General features: G+C 51.5%; 19 protein-coding genes and 1 tRNA gene. 15 read left to right on the plus strand and 5 right to left on the minus strand.

From position 1 onward, the window contains the following. Window positions 1–29: 29 nt before the first annotated feature. The gene (locus tag AC2FNE_RS11705; RefSeq protein WP_170604376.1) at window positions 30–482 is read right to left on the minus strand and encodes an Lrp/AsnC family transcriptional regulator; all 453 of its coding nucleotides are present in this window, start codon (window positions 480–482) and stop codon (window positions 30–32) included. A 72-nt stretch (window positions 483–554) separates the two neighbouring features. Between AC2FNE_RS11705 and AC2FNE_RS11710 the strand changes: the two genes are divergently transcribed. Beyond that, window positions 555–1,151 carry a LysE family translocator gene (locus tag AC2FNE_RS11710; protein WP_170604856.1) on the plus strand — a complete coding sequence of 199 codons (597 nt, stop codon included), beginning with the start codon at window positions 555–557 and terminating at the stop codon, window positions 1,149–1,151. A gap of 232 nt (window positions 1,152–1,383) precedes the next feature. Then, window positions 1,384–2,346 carry an acetyl-CoA carboxylase carboxyltransferase subunit alpha gene (locus tag AC2FNE_RS11715; protein ID WP_496805437.1) on the plus strand — a complete coding sequence of 321 codons (963 nt, stop codon included), beginning with the start codon at window positions 1,384–1,386 and terminating at the stop codon, window positions 2,344–2,346. Window positions 2,347–2,350: 4 nt separating this feature from the next. Here AC2FNE_RS11715 and AC2FNE_RS11720 read toward each other — a convergent pair whose 3' ends face one another. The 3 genes from AC2FNE_RS11720 to AC2FNE_RS11730 all read right to left on the minus strand — a co-directional run bounded on the left by AC2FNE_RS11720 (window position 2,351) and on the right by AC2FNE_RS11730 (window position 4,977). Then, a complete protein-coding gene (locus AC2FNE_RS11720; RefSeq protein WP_496805438.1) occupies window positions 2,351–3,490 on the minus strand; it encodes a lytic murein transglycosylase in 1,140 nt (379 codons plus the stop codon). Window positions 3,491–3,603: 113 nt separating this feature from the next. Next, a complete protein-coding gene (locus AC2FNE_RS11725) occupies window positions 3,604–4,251 on the minus strand; it encodes a GntR family transcriptional regulator (RefSeq protein ID WP_170604381.1) in 648 nt (215 codons plus the stop codon). A gap of 30 nt (window positions 4,252–4,281) precedes the next feature. Then, window positions 4,282–4,977: a M48 family metallopeptidase gene (locus AC2FNE_RS11730; RefSeq protein WP_254442473.1), complete on the minus strand. Its 696-nt coding sequence runs from the start codon at window positions 4,975–4,977 to the stop codon at window positions 4,282–4,284. 100 nt (window positions 4,978–5,077) lie between these two features. On the opposite strand from AC2FNE_RS11730, the gene AC2FNE_RS11735 reads away from it, so the two are divergent. From AC2FNE_RS11735 to AC2FNE_RS11795, 13 genes are all read left to right on the plus strand, one after another. Then, window positions 5,078–5,398, plus strand: coding sequence for a TIGR02300 family protein (locus tag AC2FNE_RS11735; RefSeq protein ID WP_170604385.1), 321 nt, complete (start codon window positions 5,078–5,080; stop codon window positions 5,396–5,398). 139 nt (window positions 5,399–5,537) lie between these two features. Continuing rightward, window positions 5,538–5,613 (plus strand) — tRNA-Ala (locus AC2FNE_RS11740). An 828-nt stretch (window positions 5,614–6,441) separates the two neighbouring features. Beyond that, window positions 6,442–6,915 (plus strand): c-type cytochrome, encoded by a 474-nt coding sequence (locus AC2FNE_RS11745; protein WP_496805439.1) that lies wholly within the window; start codon window positions 6,442–6,444, stop codon window positions 6,913–6,915. Between the two features lie 10 nt (window positions 6,916–6,925). Continuing rightward, the gene (locus AC2FNE_RS11750) at window positions 6,926–7,267 is read left to right on the plus strand and encodes a copper resistance CopC family protein (RefSeq protein ID WP_170604387.1); all 342 of its coding nucleotides are present in this window, start codon (window positions 6,926–6,928) and stop codon (window positions 7,265–7,267) included. Window positions 7,268–7,269: 2 nt separating this feature from the next. Next, window positions 7,270–8,136 carry a CopD family protein gene (locus tag AC2FNE_RS11755; RefSeq protein WP_496805440.1) on the plus strand — a complete coding sequence of 289 codons (867 nt, stop codon included), beginning with the start codon at window positions 7,270–7,272 and terminating at the stop codon, window positions 8,134–8,136. A gap of 11 nt (window positions 8,137–8,147) precedes the next feature. After that, window positions 8,148–8,582, plus strand: coding sequence for a c-type cytochrome (locus AC2FNE_RS11760; RefSeq protein WP_170482145.1), 435 nt, complete (start codon window positions 8,148–8,150; stop codon window positions 8,580–8,582). Window positions 8,583–8,820: 238 nt separating this feature from the next. Continuing rightward, window positions 8,821–10,497 carry a TadE/TadG family type IV pilus assembly protein gene (locus tag AC2FNE_RS11765; RefSeq protein WP_496805441.1) on the plus strand — a complete coding sequence of 559 codons (1,677 nt, stop codon included), beginning with the start codon at window positions 8,821–8,823 and terminating at the stop codon, window positions 10,495–10,497. Then, window positions 10,497–11,027: a TadE/TadG family type IV pilus assembly protein gene (locus AC2FNE_RS11770; protein WP_170604395.1), complete on the plus strand. Its 531-nt coding sequence runs from the start codon at window positions 10,497–10,499 to the stop codon at window positions 11,025–11,027. Before AC2FNE_RS11765 ends, AC2FNE_RS11770 begins: the two co-directional genes overlap by 1 nt. After that, on the plus strand, window positions 11,024–11,578 hold the full coding sequence (locus tag AC2FNE_RS11775) for a TadE/TadG family type IV pilus assembly protein (protein ID WP_170604396.1): 555 nt from the start codon (window positions 11,024–11,026) through the stop codon (window positions 11,576–11,578). Before AC2FNE_RS11770 ends, AC2FNE_RS11775 begins: the two co-directional genes overlap by 4 nt. Window positions 11,579–12,479: 901 nt before the next feature. After that, window positions 12,480–13,577 carry an efflux RND transporter periplasmic adaptor subunit gene (locus tag AC2FNE_RS11780; RefSeq protein ID WP_170482156.1) on the plus strand — a complete coding sequence of 366 codons (1,098 nt, stop codon included), beginning with the start codon at window positions 12,480–12,482 and terminating at the stop codon, window positions 13,575–13,577. Beyond that, entirely contained in the window at window positions 13,577–16,669 is a 3,093-nt protein-coding gene (locus AC2FNE_RS11785) for an efflux RND transporter permease subunit (RefSeq protein WP_496805442.1), read from the plus strand. Before AC2FNE_RS11780 ends, AC2FNE_RS11785 begins: the two co-directional genes overlap by 1 nt. Before the next feature lie 95 nt (window positions 16,670–16,764). Next, window positions 16,765–16,935: a hypothetical protein gene (locus AC2FNE_RS11790; protein ID WP_170604401.1), complete on the plus strand. Its 171-nt coding sequence runs from the start codon at window positions 16,765–16,767 to the stop codon at window positions 16,933–16,935. A gap of 204 nt (window positions 16,936–17,139) precedes the next feature. Further along, the gene (locus AC2FNE_RS11795; RefSeq protein WP_170604403.1) at window positions 17,140–18,039 is read left to right on the plus strand and encodes a haloalkane dehalogenase; all 900 of its coding nucleotides are present in this window, start codon (window positions 17,140–17,142) and stop codon (window positions 18,037–18,039) included. A gap of 115 nt (window positions 18,040–18,154) precedes the next feature. Here the strand turns inward: AC2FNE_RS11795 and AC2FNE_RS11800 are convergent, their stop codons facing one another. Beyond that, window positions 18,155–18,565 (minus strand): Rap1a/Tai family immunity protein, encoded by a 411-nt coding sequence (locus AC2FNE_RS11800; protein WP_170604405.1) that lies wholly within the window; start codon window positions 18,563–18,565, stop codon window positions 18,155–18,157. Window positions 18,566–18,801 lie beyond the last annotated feature (236 nt).

Raw genomic sequence — 18,801 nt, forward strand, 5'->3', positions numbered from 1 at the left:
CAAGAGATACAAAAATCACAATTTGTGCATTAAGCTCGCATGTCTTTCGGTGATCCCATGACCACATAAGATGTGATCGAGGTGACATGAGGAAGGGTTCCCAGAACTTCGGTATGAAATGTCTTGTACGCCGGCAAGTCCGCGCATTCGACACGCAACAGGTATTCAATGGTGCCTGTTATGTTGTGGCATTCGACCACTTCGGGCGACCGTTGCAAAGCCCGTTCGAATCCCTCTTGGGCGGATTTAGTATGCTCGCCAAGCCCCACGCCAATATATGCAACGAACCCGATGCCGAGCGCAGCAGGATTTAACACGGCGCGATAGCCAGATATTACACCTGTCCGTTCAAGTTCCTGCACACGGCGCAGGCAGGCCGATGGAGACAAACCAACGCGGTCTGCAAGCTCAAGATTGCTAATCCGACCGTCACGCGCAAGCTCTTGCAATATTTTTTGGTTAATCTTGTCAATTTTCGTCATTTGTTGCGATTTCTATCCATATTTGCACGAAAACGCAATTTCATGCGCTCAGTCCGATGTAATAATCGAAACATGACTTACGATATCCTATTGGCGCTGATCATATTTGCCTTTGTCTCCTCAATTACGCCAGGGCCGAACAATCTGATGTTGATGGCGTCCGGCGCGAATTTCGGATTTCGGAGAACGGTTCCGCACATGCTGGGAATTGGCTTGGGTTTCACGTTTATGGTCCTGCTGGTCGGAGCGGGATTGGTGCAAGTTTTTGATCAGTTTCCGTTAAGTTACAGCGCCTTGAAGATCGCCTCGGTATTTTATCTGCTTTATTTAGCGTGGAAGATTGCAAACGCCGCTCCGGTGCAGCGAGGAGAAAGCCAAGGCACGCCGATGACATTTTTTCAGGCCGCCGCTTTTCAGTGGGTTAATCCCAAGGCGTGGGCAATGGCTCTTACGGCAACTACGGCTTACACGCCAAATCAAACGCTGGGCGCAATTGTTGTTGTCGCTCTAGTGTTTGGGCTTGTTAATCTACCTTCGGTCAGCACTTGGACTGTTTTGGGTCAACAAATGGCGCGGGTTCTGACCAATCCACGGCGGCTTGTCGTTTTCAACTGGACGATGGCTGCGCTTCTGGTTGCGTCTTTGTATCCGGTGCTTTGGCCTAGCTGAATCGACCCTGCGGAGGACTGGTTTCCACCAGCACTCGTTTTGATTAGCGTTCCCCGGGTCGTAGAGAATAATCTCAGCGCCCTCTGCACTGAGACCCAAAGCCGTCAATAATTTCCGCCTCTATTTTTGTTGTCCCTTGGAACACCCAAATTCCATCACCACAAATCTTGCTGAGTTGCATCTGGGGTAACCTCGGGTCATATAGCAAGGAACTTTCTCGTTGAGAGGCGACATGACTCAGTATCTGGATTTCGAAAAACCGTTAGCCGAAATCGAAGGCAAGGCCGAAGAACTGCGTGCCCTTGCTCGGGCAAACGAAGAAATGGATGTGGCGGAAGAGGCCGCAGCGCTAGATGCCAAAGCTGCCAAACTTTTGGATGAATTGTACAACGACCTGACGCCTTGGCGGAAATGTCAGGTGGCGCGTCATTCTGAACGGCCTCATTGCAAAGATTACGTGGAAGAACTGTTTACCGAGTTCACACCCTTGGCTGGTGATCGCAACTTTGCCGACGATCTTGCAGTTATTGGCGGTTTGGCGCGTTTTAATGATCAGCCGGTGATGGTGATCGGACACGAAAAGGGTTCGGATACCAAATCGCGAATCGAGCGTAATTTTGGAATGGCCCGTCCCGAAGGATACCGCAAAGCTGTGCGCCTAATGGAAATGGCAGGTCGGTTTGGTCTTCCGGTGATCACCTTGATTGACACCGCAGGAGCATATCCCGGAAAAGGCGCCGAAGAACGCGGACAGTCCGAGGCGATCGCCCGTTCGACCGAAATGTGCCTAAAGATCGGTGTTCCGCTGGTTTCTGTTATTATTGGTGAGGGCGGTTCGGGTGGCGCAGTTGCTTTTGCCACAGCCAACCGCGTGGCGATGCTCGAACATTCCGTGTATTCAGTGATCTCGCCCGAAGGGTGTGCTTCAATCCTGTGGAAAGACTCCGAAAAGATGCGCGAAGCTGCCGAGGCGCTTCGCCTGACGGCTCAGGATCTTTATAAGCTTGGCGTGTGCGACCGCATTATTTCTGAGCCTAAAGGCGGTGCTCACCGCGATCGCGCTGCGGCTTTCAAATCCGTTCGTGCCGCCATTGCTGCCATGCTTAAAGAGCTAAAAGGCAAAGATGCAAAGGCACTGATCAAGGATCGTCGCCAAAAATTCTTGGACATTGGCTCGAAGGGGCTGGCGGCCTAATCGTTTAGCCACCCAACCGACGCAGCAGTTCAACCGATGGCTTTCCGGTTGCCGAAAGCCCATTTGCACGCTGATATGCGCTGATCGCTGCTTCGGAATTTTTGCCGATGACTCCGTCTGCGCCTTGGGTATCATAACCGGCAGAGGTTAAGCGGCGTTGTATTTCTTTGCGATCTTCAAGCGTAAGCCCAGTTTCATCAGGCCCAAACGAGGCCTGAAACGGTGCGCCACCAGAAATACGGTCAGATAAATGTCCAACGCCAATCGCATAGCTGTCCGAATTGTTATAGCGCTTAATTACTTGAAAATTTCGGAAAACGGCAATCCGTGGGCCAGGATTTTGCGGCTGTAATACCGCAACAGGAGTGCCAGAATTGGCGGCTGCCGAACCGACTTCACCACCCCACGGTTGCCCGCGCACCCATCCGGCGCGAGAAAGGTATGCTGCGGTTGAGGCCAGCGAGTCCGTCGGGTCATCAGACCAAATGTCGCGTCGCCCATCCCCAGTAAAGTCGACAGCGTAAGCCAGATAAGATGTTGGGATGAATTGAGTATGTCCCATCGCCCCGGCCCAGCTGCCGGTCATATTATCCGGAGTGGTGTCTCCGTTTTGAAGGATTTTCATTGCGGCAATCAACTGGCTTTCAAAAAACTGTCCGCGCCGACCATCGTAAGCCAAGGTTGAAAGGGCTGAGACAACGGGTACATCTCCCCGGCGTGAACCGTATCGACTTTCTAGCCCCCAAACGGCGACGATGACGTCCTTATCTACGCCGTACTGCGCTTCGATCTGTGAAAGAGTGCCGTTATACCGCTGCAACATCTGTTTGCCGGTGCTGATACGTTCGTCTGACGCAGCAATCGCAAGATAATCTTCCAAAGAGCGTTTGAATTCGACCTGATTTCGGTCCCGCTCAACGACGCCCGGCAGATATCCCGCACCCTGGAAAGCCCGGTTTATCGTTGTCTGTGAAATTCCCTGAGACGCCGCGCGCCCCTTGAAGTTGGCAACCCAGGAATCCCATCCTGCATTTGGTACGGCACGCATCCGTGTCGCCGGTGCGCTGCTTGGTGCGTTGCTGCTGGAACATGCCGTCAGAATGGCCGCCCCAAGCCCCATTGAAAAAACCCGTCGATCAATCATGATTCAAATCTGCTCTTATTGGTGATTTGCTCCAAGACTACAGCAGGACGTCAGTCCAAACCAGCAATTGGGTCATGTCATCCGCAAAGAAATCGTCATGGGCAATAAGCTGCTCAGGTCACCAGCAGACGCAAACCTTGTGTCACATCCGAGCGGACGGCCAGTCTGAGTCCCGGTTCATCCCCGGCCTTCAAAGCCGCGATAATCAATTTGTGGTAGTGAGGAGGATCTGTACGACGTAGGCGACCATACAACGCGCGCATGGTTGGACCAAGTTGCAGCCATACGGTTTCTGCAATCGCCAGCATCGCCGGGGCCTGCGCACGTAAATAAAGTGTGCGATGGAATTCAAGATTAGTCCGGATGTACCCGACGGCGTCGCGTTTGGTTACCATTTCCGCGACGGACATATTGATGCTTTGTAACCGATCGATCAACGCAATATGCGCCCGAGGCAGCGCGCGGCTTGCCAGTTCAACCTCGATCAGTGCGCGCAAGGCGGCCAGTTCTTCTATACGGTCATTGCTCAGCTCTGGCGTTGAAACGCGACCAGAAGAGGACAAAGTCAAGGCACCTTCGGCGGCCAAACGACGGACAGCCTCGCGCGCGGGGGTCATGGACACGCCGAATTCTTTACCGATACCGCGCAATGTCAGCGCTTGGCCGGGCGCTATTTCCCCGTGCAATATGCGCGATCGCAGAGCGCGGTAAACTCTGTCGTGCGTGGCAGTTTGGGATTCGGCAGGGCGCGCGGACAACATTCCTTGTTGTGATCACAAACTTGCACAACGTCAAGCAGCGCGCCTCTCAAAGCGATACCGATGCAATTCGGCACCGTTATCCCTCAGCCACCGTCGCGGGTTCTTGTACGGACCAAAAAGCTGCTCGACGTTCTCCCAAAATGCAGGCGAATGGTTCATTTCGGCCAAATGGGCCACCTCATGCGCTGCAACGTAGTGCAAGACTTCTGGCGGAGCGAGGATCAAACGCCAGGAAAACATTAGCCCTCCGGCTGAACTGCACGAACCCCAGCGCGATCTGGTGTCGCGCAAGGTCAGAGTTGAGTATGATCGGCCGAGCATTGCGGAATAATCGTCGCAGGCGCTTGTTAACCGATCGCGGGCGAGTTCCTTGAAAAACCGTGCCAGACGACGCGCTTCGGCACCTTCGGGAACGGCGACTTCGTCAGGCCGCAATATGACCCGGCGACCTGATACCGGTACGATTCGGCGCGGTGCCCCTTCGACGGGTATGGTCTGGCCAAACCGAACTTCTGCCGGCGTCGGCCTTTCCTCAAGATGCTGACGAATCCAGGCTTCTTTTTGTTGTGCAAAGTTTAGTGCTTCGGTCTCGGCGACAAATTGAGGGTAAGTCAGCGTAACCCGTCCGTCCAATTGAGAAATTCGCAAGCTTATCCGTCTGGCGCGGGACGATTTGCGCAGTACAAGCGGTACCGTGGGCGTTCCGGGCAATGCGTGTCGCCCCATACTTTGCACTCCTTTGCTCAAAGGCTTTGACAGCGCCTGCCGCTTATGGCAGGTCACCTGAATCATTTATAGGATTCACCTGATATCAAGGGGATTTGATATGCCCAAGGAAGAATGGGGCGTAAAGCGCGTTTGCCCTACAACAGGCAAACGGTTTTACGACCTGAACAAGGACCCGATCGTTAGCCCATACACCGGCGAGATTGTGGAGCTTGAAACCGGCAAAAGCCGGATGATCGCCGCTGATGCAGAGGATGCCGCCTCGGTCAAGGCGCGCGAGGCGACCTCGGACGAAGACTTGGTTCTGGAAGATGACGACGATGTCGATGTTGAACTGGACGACGATCTGTTGGAAGAAGATGACGACGATAACGTTTCGCTGGACGACATCAAAGATATGTCGTCAGAAGACGAAACCTGATTTTAGAATGAGGCGGCTCTGCCGCCTCGGATTTCTTACCCGATGCAGGGCAGTATCTTTTTGCTTGTTTCGGATTTTTGGACTTGCGCTTGTCGGCGACGTCTCATAAACGTCCGGCACCGCAATTTGGTAATGAGTTGGGGCCTTAGCTCAGTTGGGAGAGCGCTTGCATGGCATGCAAGAGGTCAGGGGTTCGACTCCCCTAGGCTCCACCAAAACCTAACAGAAAAACTAGATAGCAAGCATTAGAGTGGTGTGACACACAGGTGTGACACAAAATGAAGCTGCATGCGTATCTCTCACTGTCCGGACACGGCATCCATCGCTTCTGTTGGCTACCACCCAATACGAAACGAAATCTCCTACCAGGTACATGACAATCAACTTGTTGCTCACCATTCGTCGTCCTAGATAAGCTGTATCTATCTTCATACAACATGCATCATACGGCTACGCTTTAGAACGGTACGTTAGAATCCTTGGGATGAAGCACAGTAAGCTGCTGAGGCACGCCCTGAGGGACTGCGAACAAACGCAGATGTTGGACTAAATGGATGCACCATGTTTCCAAAAATATTGGAGACCTAGGCACGAACGCAAAACGTGAAAAATTTCACTCACTCTTTCATAAACATACGAATTTTGCATCCGGGAAAAACTTGCGGTTAAGGGCGCGCTATCGACAGAAGTCTCGCGACAATTAAACGTAATCTAGTAGGACCGGGTACTTGCGAGTGCCTAACTGTAGAAGAGCTTACTCAATTGTAACGCAATGACCCTCTCGAACAACGCCGTGGTGAGGCCCATAGCAACCTTCTGCACCGTGTCCATGCCAGTCACCATTGTGATGCCTGCCCGTGCATGCGGCCATAGCTATCAGTACGGCCAAAAGCGTCACCGTTCTCTTGAAATTTTTTTTGCAATGGCTCTCATCCATATGCGAGCCATCTTAATAGCAGTTTGGCAACCGACGCTTTGACGTAAGTCAACGCTCAACTGCAAAGTCGTCCAAACCACTGCAGCGATCATGTACGGCGTTATCGATGTTCAGCAGCACTACCAACTTCCACGAGGTCAGGATTAATCACGAAAAAAGCTACTTACTAGTCGGCGTATGCGCTGTCGCTGCCATTGCCGTCTTTGTTACTCTTCGCCCCGGCCCAATCGAAGACGCCGAACCGCCTGAGACAGGCAAAGGCGACGCCATGGTCGCAATTCAAGTGCCGCCTATCGCAGGTAATGCAGCAATCGGCCAACGTATCTTTGATGCCTCCTGCGCATCTTGCCATGGCGTTAATGCGGTCGGAGTAGAAGGCGCAGGCCCCCCTCTGGTCCACAAGATATACGAATCCAGCCACCACGCTGATGAAGCCTTTCAGAGAGCCGTTTCTCAGGGAGTTATAAGTCATCATTGGCGGTTTGGTGACATGCCGCCCGTAGAAGGTTTGACGCGAGGTGACGTGGCTATGGTGATCGTGTACATTCGTGAAATCCAGCGTGCCAACGGAATAAATTGAGGATAGGCCTATGAAGAAGATCATAACGCTCGCACTCGTGGTTGCGCTTCCCAGCGGCGTACTGGCGCATTCCAAGGTCGAAGGAACGACACCTGCCAATGGCGAGACAATGGCTGCTGTACCCTTTGAAATCGGCCTTAACTTTGACAAGGATATCAGGTTAACGCGGGTTAAGATGGAGCACGATGCAAATCCTGCCGTAAACCTCGAACTGGGCGACCAAACAAAATTTGGGCAAGAGTTCACGATCCCTCTGCCGAGTAAGGGAACTGGCACGTATGTCATCCAATGGCGTGGTTTAGGTGAAGACGGTCATGCGATGCAGGGCGAATTTTCCTTTACCGTGGAATGAGCATGCCAGACATTTGGGGAATTGCCGCAATCATCACAAAGCTAATGCTCTACATCGGCTTTGCGGGGTCAACCGGGCTTGTCATCGTTAAGTGCCTCTATTCCAGCTTGGTCACACCGATGAACCTTGTGATGAAGCGCCAAGCAAGGGCTTTAGCGTGGTTGGCTCTTACGGCCACTGTAGTTGGTTTCATGCTTAGTGCAGCCGTACTAACAGGCGGAGCGGATGGCATGGTCGATCCAGAAATGCTTGGCTTACTTTGGCAGACACCGGCAGGCGATGTACTCGCATACCGACTTGCAGGCGCGGCATTGATCCTAATCGGATTGTCTATATCACGCTTTGGTTGCTGGATTGCGGCGGTGGGTGGAACATTGGCTCTTTGGTCCTTTACCCAGATAGGTCACGTGCCAGAATTGGAGAATTTTGGTGTCCAACTCTTGCTACTGTTGCATCTACTCTGTTTAGCCTTCTGGGTGGGTATCTTTAGCCCGCTGCGGGGTATGGCTCTCAAGGTTGAATACCAGAAAAATGGCGCCGAGCTGGGTCAAAGGTTCGGAAAAGCTGCTGCACTGGTTGTACCAACTATGATATTGGCAGGCCTCTGGATGGCTTGGTCGCTTGTAGGCAATATCCAATGGCTCGTCTTTACTGGCTATGGGCAGGCGCTGTTGTCCAAAGTGTTTCTAGTTGGGCTGCTGTTGATCCTCGCTGCTGCGAACAAGCTCCGATTTGTTCCGGCCATGCACAATGGAGATGCAAATGCAGCGCGACACCTCGCCCGATCCATCGAGGTTGAGGCAATAATCGTATTAATGGTGTTGGCAACATCAGCGACACTCACGACCGTTCTAACGCCTCCGAACTAAGGTATTTAGAAATGAATAAACACCTGTTTGCACTTGCAATATGCAGCATTGGTACGAGCGTCGCTGCAGATCACGAGTTGATTGAAAGAAACTTAGCGAATGGGCAGGAACTCTACGCAGACCACTGTGCCTCGTGCCACGGAGTTAATCTGGAAGGCCAACCCAACTGGCAAACACCGGACGAAGACGGAGTACTGCCTGCGCCACCACATGACGTGACAGGGCACACATGGCACCATGATAACAAGCTCCTGTTTGACTACACCAAACTTGGAGGGGCAGAGGCGTTGGCAGCACGCGACATCAAGGACTTCAACAGCGGTATGCCGGGCTTTGAGGGCACACTGACTAACGAAGACATATGGGACGTTCTGGCCTATATCCGCTCTACTTGGCCTGAAGATGTTCAGCAAATGCAGGCTACTCGTAACGCCCCGCACGAATAGAAAAAAAGTGGAGTGCCCTGTTTGGCCTCCAAGAAAATTCGTCCCGCGTATACGACCTTGAAAACGAAGTGTTTTTGCGCAAACATAACGCGAAAAATTCCGATTTTTTGCAGGCGAAAGCCGCTAAATTATCGCAAAATTGAAGCAAATTTGCCCGAATTCCGCCTTTTTCTCTATATAGCGTGAGCCCCTGCCGATAGCTTTGTGGCCGGTCTGCTCGGCCAAGAGAGGATAATGCATGCCTACGGATTTCGAGAGATCAATTTGCAACTGCGACACCCCCTCTGTCCAGGCGAAGACAGGTGCGCAACAATTTGCCAGAGACGAGAATGGTTCGATTACCATTTTAGTCCTCTTTATGTTTGTGGCCGTCATCGTCTGTGTTGGCATCGGCGTAGATTACATGCGCTTTGAGAAAGAACGTGCAAACTTGCAGTACACGTTGGACCGGGCTGTTCTGGCCGCAGCGGACCTTGATCAAAAGGCAGAACCGAAATCCGTCGTTCGTGCATATCTAGAAAGGATGGGCCTTCTGGAAAATGTGACCAGCATCAATGTGGTCAACGATGTGGGCTATCGCGAAGTGTCGGCGACAGCCCTTTCCGAGTTCCCAACCCAATTCATGCACCTGTCGGGCGTCGATACACTGGCCGCCCCTGCGGCAAGCACCGCTGAGGAAAGCATCGGTTTGGCTGAAATCTCAATTGTCTTGGACTTATCTACTTCGATCAATGACGAGCTATTGAGAATTGCTACGGAAAAAATGGTAAAAAGTATCGCAATAAAAAACAAACAATGGAGCGACGAGATTTCGTTCTCACTTATCCCATATTCCAGCCAAGTTAACGCTGGTCGCGATTTGCTGAACCAATACACTCTCGACCGCTTCCATGACCACTCGAACTGTGTCAACTTCATCGACAACGAATTCAGCAAACCTGATCTTTCTACGACCAGATTGCTTGAACAAACGGCTCATTTCGACCCTTACACCACGTCTAGGGAGCCGATTGAACATCCCGTCTGCCCAACACGCAAGTATTCGGCGATCCTGCCATTCCAGAACGACCCAGAAGTTCTTTTACCTTACATACGAAACCTCAACAAACTCAGCAACCCAGTGGCGGATGAGGACTCGGGCTTGGACAATGGCGCGAATTGGGGCCTTATCCTGCTGGACCCCAGCACACGTCCGGTACTCAAAGCTCTAAGCACGACTGAGTTTGCCGATCCGGAGTATACCATTCCGGAAAAATTCCAAATGCAAGATCGCCCGATGGACTACGGTAGTAATGTCCTCAAGGTTATGATCCTCGTTTCCGATGGGGATAATACAGATCAGCACATGCTCAACCCTTCGATGCGCACTACTATGTCGGATTTCTGGTACAACCCAGGAACCGATACCGATCCCGCTCGCTTCTCGATCTACCAGTCGAACGGCAACCCCAACTATTGGTGGCCGCACGACAATAGCTGGCAGGATCATCCCTATGGAAATGGAAACACACACTGTTCAGGCAATGGCGGTAAAGTTGAATGCGTCGAGGCAGAAGAACCCGGCGAGGCGGTGCAATTGTCTTACGTTGAACTTCTGGACCTCGTATCCTTGGAATATATCGAACACAACATCTTCACCCACTCACCAAGTGCTTACGGTCAGTGGGAAGGTAAGGCGTTCAGCAAGAAAAGTGCGGTCGCCAAGGATCAGCGAACCAAACACGTATGCAAGGCCGCCAAGGATGAGGGGGTGATCATCTTTAGCGTCAGCGTTGAGGCGCCGCCAGCTGGCCGGGATGTACTGGAAAACTGCGCAAGCTCGGACAGTCATTATTATGAGGCGGATGACGCAAAACTCGAAAAAGCCTTTACCTCGATCGCGTCATCGATCCGTATGCTGAGGTTGACTCAGTGATGCTTAGGTTGTTTTCCGCTCTGGCCCGGCTCTGCCGAAAGGAAGACGGAAATGCAACCGTCGAGTTTGTCATCGTCTTCCCGGCAATCATGTTTTTGGTTCTTTCGGGTTTGGAGCTTGCCTTCGTAACGTTGAGACACGCGCAGCTAGAGCGCGCGGTTGACTTGACCGTGCGCGACATTCGGCTGAACACCGGGACCAGTCCACAACATGACGAAATCAAGGCTCTCATCTGTGACCGCGCCATTTTCATCAATAATTGCGCAGCCAACTTGCGTCTGGAAATGATCCGGCAGGATCCTTTTGCCACTGTTACAGTACCAACGGACCCTGATTGCACTGATCTGGCCGAAGTGGCGCGCCCTGTGCGGACTTTCGAAAACGGCCTTGAAAATGAGTTGATGGTTCTTCGGGCCTGCGCCAAGATCAATCCCGTTTTCCCAACATCCGCAATGGGCAGAGCATTGGTCAACGAAGAAGGCCAATACGCGCTGACCGCTACAACCGTTTTCGTCCAGGAGCCTTTATGATCAAGCGAATTTCGACGCATCTCCTGAAACGTTTCCGAACTCGGGAAGACGGCGTGATCGCCGTCGAGGCACTCCTTATTACGCCAATCCTCTTTTGGACTATAATGGCGGGTTACACGTTTTTCGAAGCTTACAGGCAGAGTGCCGCGAATATCAAAGCGGCACACACGATTGGAGACCTGATTTCCCGTGAAACCCGGGAAATTGACAACGTCTATATCGACTCGATGCAAGAAATGTTCGGTTTGATGGTGGTCAATCATGCAGACCTGAAATTCCGAATATCCGTGGTTCTTTACGACGAGGCCTCCGACAGCCACACCGTGAACTGGTCTGCAATACGAGGTGGGTATGTCGAAAAGCTGACGGACGACAATATTGTCAATTATCGAGATGCCCTGCCTCCGATGTCTGATCAGAACACATTGATACTGGTCGAAACGTCCAACACGTTTATCCCCCCCTTCAGGGTGGGCTTGGACAACGTCGAACTGAATAACTTCATTTTCACACGGCCGCGTTTTGCAAACAATATCAAAGGGAACGTCTAAGGTTATTTGCCTTTGATGCGCGGCATGACTTTGTCAAAGGAAATAGGCGTGAGGAGGGCGCGGAGCTTTTGAGCTTTTAGCTGCGACCAAACGATCCCTATTTCGCTGTATCAAAACCGACCCTGAGGCAATCCGCTTTGCGAAGATGATATATGTCCGGGTTCCGCTGCTACTTCGAAACATGGAGGACAGTAGACTTGGCCGACAGGCTGCACATTTGAACAAGTTCATCAGTGGAGAATTGCAGAGAATTGGAAATGCACTGGTCAACGGAAATCGTTGTGGATATTCGAGTGTGACACTAAGGTCGGAACACGACAAGCAGTACATCACAATAGTGCATATTATCAAAGCGTTAGCCGTTCAGCGGCATTTCCCCTAATCACCGCAGTTCTCGCACGAAAATACCTAAAATATGCAACATTGTCGTTGGTAACGGCATTTCTAAGTGGTCGATAACTTAAAACCGCGCGACAACATGCATCCTTTGTTCATACCGTCTTGAACCGACTTACTTGTACCTCGCGGCAATCTCAAAACCGCAGACGGTTGGACCGGGAGGATTTTGAAGCTATGGCTGAATACCTGGCTTTAATGTCAAAGTTTCTGATCAGCCAACACCAAGTGTGGCAGAGTTTAAGAATGGGTTCGTTCTTTAGGTGTTCTGAGGGGGGCAAGGAGAGCAAAAAAAAGCTGTTGCGACTGCGTATTTTCAGCTTCACCCCATACCGCCCGAGAACACATCGCCAAGCGTCGACATGACACTTGCTTAATAAATTCATATTTTTGACTTTGTTGGGCGAGTGGGTACAATTCGGTATGAATTTCGAGTGTTAGTGCAATGAATTGAAAAGTTTCCGTTCAGAATCACGGAGAAACATAGACCGGCGCGGGAGGGGAAATGAAGAAACTGTCTTTTGGGTTATTTGCCTTCTTGTCGCTTTCAGCGTGCTGGGAAGAGGAAGAAGAAACAACCGAAATGGTTGTCCGACCTGTAAGAGCAACTGAAATTTCAGACCTCTCCAGTTTGCATGATCGCTACTTTGTTGGCACGGCCAGAGCTGCACGCGAAGTTTCATTGGCTTTTCGTGTTCCAGGCAATGTCGTTGGCGTGGATGTGCAGGTCGGTGACTTGGTCGCTAATGGAGATGTCGTCGCGGTATTAGACCCTGCGCCCTACCAGGCGGAAGTTGATCGGTTGTCCGCGGAATTGGAAAGTGCGCAAGCAACCTTTGAAAATGCGAAATTGCAAACCGATCGGCAGCGATCATTGGTCGAGAAAGAAGTAGCCGCGCAGGCGACACTTGATCGGTTTATCGCGGGCGAGACATCTGCCCAAGCGGCAATAAATTCCGTACAAGGTGCTTTGGATCGAGCCACACTGGACTTGACCTACACGAGCCTGGAAGCGCCTTTCGACGGCCGGGTAGTCGCAAAATACATTGAGGACTTTGAGGAGGTGGCAGCGCAGACACCTGTGCTGCGGATACTGGACGCCGAGCATATCGAAGTGGTCATCGATGTCCCCGAGCGATACATCGCCCTGATCCCGCACATCGAAGATATAACGGTGACATTCGACGCGTTGGGCGACGTGGTCCTGTCGGCAGAAATCAGTGAGATCGGATCAGAAGCTTCTGCAACGACCAGAACTTTTCCGGTAACTTTGATCATGCAACAACCAGAAAACTCGCTTGTACTTCCCGGAATGGCGGGGCGTGTCCGAGGCAAGCCAAAAGAAGGGCACGAACCTTTTGACGCGATAATGGTTCCCGCAAGCGCAATTTTTGTGCCCGAGGGGGAAACAGATCCCCATGTCTGGGTGTTTGACGCCTCTTCCGAGACCGTGAAAGCGCAGAAAGTTGCGCTTGGAACGCCACGATCACAGGGAGTCGCCGTAAGCGACGGTCTGGAATTTGGCGACGTTGTTGTGACCGCAGGAGCGAATTCTCTGAGAGAGGGACAGAAGGTTTCACTTCTTTCTGAGGAAACTGAGTAATGGGTCTCGCCGACTTCTCTATCCGCAACGCCAAATTCGTTTGGTTTACTGTCGTAATGCTGACGTTGGGTGGTATTTCAGCATTTTTCAGTCTCGGACAGTTGGAAGACCCCGAATTCACGATCAAAACGGCAGTCGTTACGACGCCCTATCCCGGTGCAAGCCCCGAGGAAGTGGAGCAGGAAGTCACCGAAAGGATTGAACTGAAGCTTCAGGAAATCAAGGAAATAGACTACATCTCGAGCGAAAGCCGCGCCGGATTATCTACTATCAAGGTTGAAATCCGTCCAAACTATTGGTCCGAGGAACTGCCTCAAATCTGGGATACTCTGCGTCGCAAAGTCAGAGATGTGGAAACTCAGTTGCCCCCGGGCGCTGGCCGACCAGCCATCAATGATGATTTTGGCGATGTATTCGGCTTGTTGTTGGCAATGACATCCGATGGATTTTCCGCGCAGGAACTTGATGGGTTCGCCGAAGACTTCAAAAGAGAGCTATCATTGATCGATGGTGTTGGACGTGTCGATCTATGGGGCGAGCGCGACAGGGTAATCTACTTGGAAACAAGGGAAGAAGCCTTGGCCGCGCTGGGTGTTTCGGCTCAGACCATCCTAAACACCTTGCAAACACAAAACGCAATCGTGGACGCAGGACGTGTCAACATTGGTGACTACCGTATGCGCATTGCGCCGAGCGGCACCTTTACCAGTCCAACCGACATTGCCGATCTGGTTGTAAGGCCCAGCGGTCTAGATCAGGCCCAAAGTGGCCAACGCAGGGGGCCAGAGCTGCTGCGGCTGGGTGAAATTGCAGAGGTTAAGGAGGGATATGCTGATCCACCAACGACAATGATGCGCTACAACGGTCTTCCGTCCATCGGACTAGCGATATCCTTTCAGTCCGGTGTCAACGTTGTCAGCGTCGGGCAGGCAGTGGATGCGAAAGTATCAGAGCTGATAGCAAATCTGCCAGTAGGTATTGAGATCGAGCGAGTTCATTGGCAGTCGGATGACGTGAACCTTGCGGTCAGTAGTTTTCTAGTAAGTTTAGGTCAGGCTGTCGCCATCGTGTTGGTAGTTCTAACCTTGGCAATGGGTCTTCGGATGGGGATTATCATCGGTAGCGGTCTCATCCTGACGATACTCACGACATTTATTCCACTGGCGATGCTGGGAATAGATCTGCAGCGTATGTCTTTGGGAGCATTAATTATTGCGCTGGGGATGATGGTGGACAACTCAATTGTTGTGGCGGACGGCGCAATGGTTCGGATGTCACAGGGGGTGGATCGTGCAAAAGCCGCGATCGACGCAGCCACTCGACCGGCTATGTCATTACTTGGGGCCACTTTCGTGGCAGTAATGGCCTTCTACCCGATATTTGCATCTGTTGAGAGTGCAGGGGAATACTGCCGAACCCTCTTTTCGGTTGTAGGTATAGCGCTTTTGGTCAGTTGGCTGTTGTCCATGACGGTAACGCCTTTGCAATGTGTCGCAATGCTGCCAGAGCCAAAGGGTGAAAGCAGCGAGAATTTCGATACCGGGCTTTATGCCGTGTATCGCCGGTTTCTGGCCGCCGCGATCAGAGTTCGTTACCTTACCATCGGAGTGGCCGTGGCCGCTCTGGTCGTTGCAGGTGTTGGGTTCGGCTCTGTGACGCAGTTGTTTTTCCCAACATCATCCATGACCAAGTATATGATTGACTATTATGCGCCAGAAGGAACCCGGATTGAAGCCGTCTCCGAAGCCATAACACGTATTGAAGAACAGGTTGGAATGGATGACCGCGTGACTGGCATTGCAAGCTTTATTGGCGCTGGTCCGCCACGTTTCTATCTGCCTGTCGACCCGGAAGGCGCAAACCCGTCCTACGCCCAAGTCATTGTGAATGTGGAAGATTACCGCGATATTCCCGAAATGAGCAAGAATGTCTCGCTTTGGATATCGGCCAATATGCCAGAGGCGACGTCGTTCACACGGCAGTTTGGTGTCGGTCCTAGTAATACATGGGCATTTGAGAACCGTATCATAGGTCCTGCAAGCGCTGACCCAGAGACCCTACGGGAACTGGGTGACAGGGCCGTTGCCATACTTGACCAAAACAAATGGACGAAAGTCGCCCGTACGGATTGGCGCAACCGTGTGCTGAAGACTGTTCCTGATTATGATCAGGACCGGGCTCGTTGGACGGGCATCACTTATGAAGACCTCGGAAACACAACAAAGCGGGCGTTTGACGGGCGTTCTGTTGGCCTCTATCGCGAGGGTGACGAATTACTGCCAATTATCGTTCGGCCCGGGGCTGAAGACGTTGCTGCGGTGGACAATTTCGAACTGCTGCAGCTGCAATCACCATTTTCTGTTGAGCCAGTGCCTTTAGCACAAGTTGTCAGCGGCGTGAATATTGAACCAGAGGACCCCACGATAAACCGCCGCGACCGTCGTCGCGTTCTGACCGTTCAAGCTAACCCAATCGACAGCGTCACTTTGCCAAGCTATCGCGCGGCTGTACTTGCCGACTTTGAAGCTTTGGAAGCAGATTTGCCGCCAGGCTACAGCATGGAGTGGGGCGGAGAGTACGAAGATACGGTTTCCGCACAGGCGTCTTTAATTCCGGGGATGGTTCCGGCATTCTCGATCATGGCGCTAATCGTTGTTGGACTATTCAACTCATACCGCAGGCCACTTGTTATTTTCCTGACTGTTCCCTTCGTAATTATTGGTATTGTCCCAAGCTTGCTCCTAACCAACACGCCATTTGGGTTTGTCGCGTTGCTCGGTGGCATGAGCTTGGCCGGAATGATGATTAAAAACGCAATCGTCCTTATCGATCAGATCAACGACAATTTGGCGGAAGGTCAGCTGGGTTATGACGCAGTAGTGAACGCAGGTGCTTCAAGGCTCCGACCCGTCGTACTGGCAGCGGCGACCACTGTTCTGGGTGTCATACCGCTACTTCCAGACGTTTTTTGGGTGGGTTTGGCGGTTACAATCATGGGCGGATTAACAGTTGGTACAATGCTCACTATGATATTGGTACCGGTTTTGTTCGCAACGCTAAACGGTATTAAGCCAACGACCACGGTCGTTTGATTTGGGATTCAATCCAATTTTGGATTGGTTTGATGTTTGAGGGATGCAATCAGACTGAAGGCTTGCGCAGCTGAAGTTGTTTTTGGGGGTATAAATTGGACAATACAGTGCTGTTCTTTTTGGTGGGCATTTTTGTCGTCGGTCTCTTGATGCTGGGATATTTTGCCAGGGGCAATGGTGCTTTGATGGTGATAGCAATCCTGATCGGTGTTTTGTTGGCAATGATAGCTTTCTTTGGGGGTTATTGGGGTGAAACTCCGAAGTAATGCTGGAGCGTTTTATGCTTGCGCTCGCGAAGCGTTTCAAACCAGACAATTAACGGTTTTTTTATTTTCAGAAGTGCGGACAAGCCGCCTTTGAGCATCAACGAAAGTTATGCAGGCAACGCTGCTATGAGGCCTCTACGGATTGCCAGAAAAACATTCTAAGCTCATGATAGAACCAACCAACAACAGTTAGAGAGATTGGCTGTGGAAGTACTAAGAACTCCTGAGGAGTGTTTCGACAACCTTCCTGGCTTTAGCTATTCACCAAACTATATCGACGACCTCCGAGGTTATGAGGGTTTGCGGGTTCATTATGTTGATGAACGGCCAAAAGACGCGATCAGAACCTTTCTGTGCCTGCCAGGGGAGCCGACATGGGCTTATCTATATCGGCGGATGATACCGGTTTTTGCGAGTTCTGGGGCTCGAGTAGTCGTTCCTGATTGGTTGGGCTTTGGCGGGTCAGACAAACCAGTTGATGATAGTGTTTACAGCTTCGACTTTCACCGAGAAATGATGCTCGAGTTCGTGGAAAGGTTGGACCTTCAGAACGTCACGCTTGTGGTGCAGGACTGGGGCGGCATTTTGGGGTTGACCCTTCCGATGGACCTGAACGGTCGAGTTTCCCGGTTGATCGTGATGAACACGGCAATCCCGGTTGGTGAACCTCTTGGCGATGGTTTCCAAGCGTGGAAAGAGTATGTGGCTAACCGTCCGAACTTGAATTGTGCGGCGTTGATGAAACGAGCCTGCCCACATTTAAGCGAGGCGGAAGCGCTGGCTTATGAGGCGCCTTTCCCTGACCAGCGATATAAGGCAGGCGTTCGAAGGTTTCCGCAGCTGGTAATGATCCAGCCGGGAATGGGAGGCATCGAAACGACAATGCGAGCTCGGCTCTTCTGGGCCGAAGTTTGGGAAGGTGAGAGCTTTATGGCCGTCGGTGCCAAAGACCCGGTTTTGGGCGTTCCGGTGATGAGTCAGCTGCAAAAGACAATCAGGGGATGTCCCGAACCGATGGTTTTAGCAGAGGCAGGCCATTTCGTGCAGGAATGGGGCGAACCAGTTGCCCTGGCGTCATTGAAGTTTTTTGGCGACATATCTTAAGCAACACTGTCGCGGAAACATTCGCCGATTACAGTCAAAGCGTTGGCGATTTGTCACACGGACAAAATTTAGCCGGAGCAAAAAACAATTCGCTGACTGACTTTGATGGCAACCGCTACATTCCTGTTTCACATGGGAAGGCTACCCGAAGACTCTCTGTGATGATCGAGCTGGCGCTGTCATTCCTGGTGTCAGGATGTTGAATTATATAGTTGATTACGACATCGCGCATTTGGTGATGAGGAAGCCTAGGAAACACGCAGCTTTCTTCAATTTGGGTGTCTGACGATCCTGAATCTCCCTCAGCATTCAGACTACCCAAGCCCCGTGGCATTATGGCTTTTGAAGGATTTAATGATTTCCCTTCGCGATACCCGACCATATACCCAATGCAATAACCTTTTTGCAGGGCATCTTCACTCGTGCAGATGTTCAGAAGTGTTCCTCCATCCATTCCGCCTTCTGTTTGCGAAACCATACTCGTTGCTAGTGTTGCAGCGAATAAAATTACATATCTGGCTTTCATTTGACGCCTCCTTCGTTTCGAGCATTCGCCAGAAGAAGTGGCAGAGCTTTTAGGTTTCAATTTTTGAAACCAAGCGTAGAATTCTTATCACAATCTGTGTTTTTCTGCGTTGATGCAGATCATGTAGACAATCTTTTTGACGCGACAATTTCGGTAAATTTCAATAGATGGTGACCTCTTTCCGGACGTCTACATTGAGCTCAATATGGCCGATTGATGTACGGTTTGGGTTATAT

Source organism: Ruegeria sp. YKSD179, assembly GCF_059612885.1.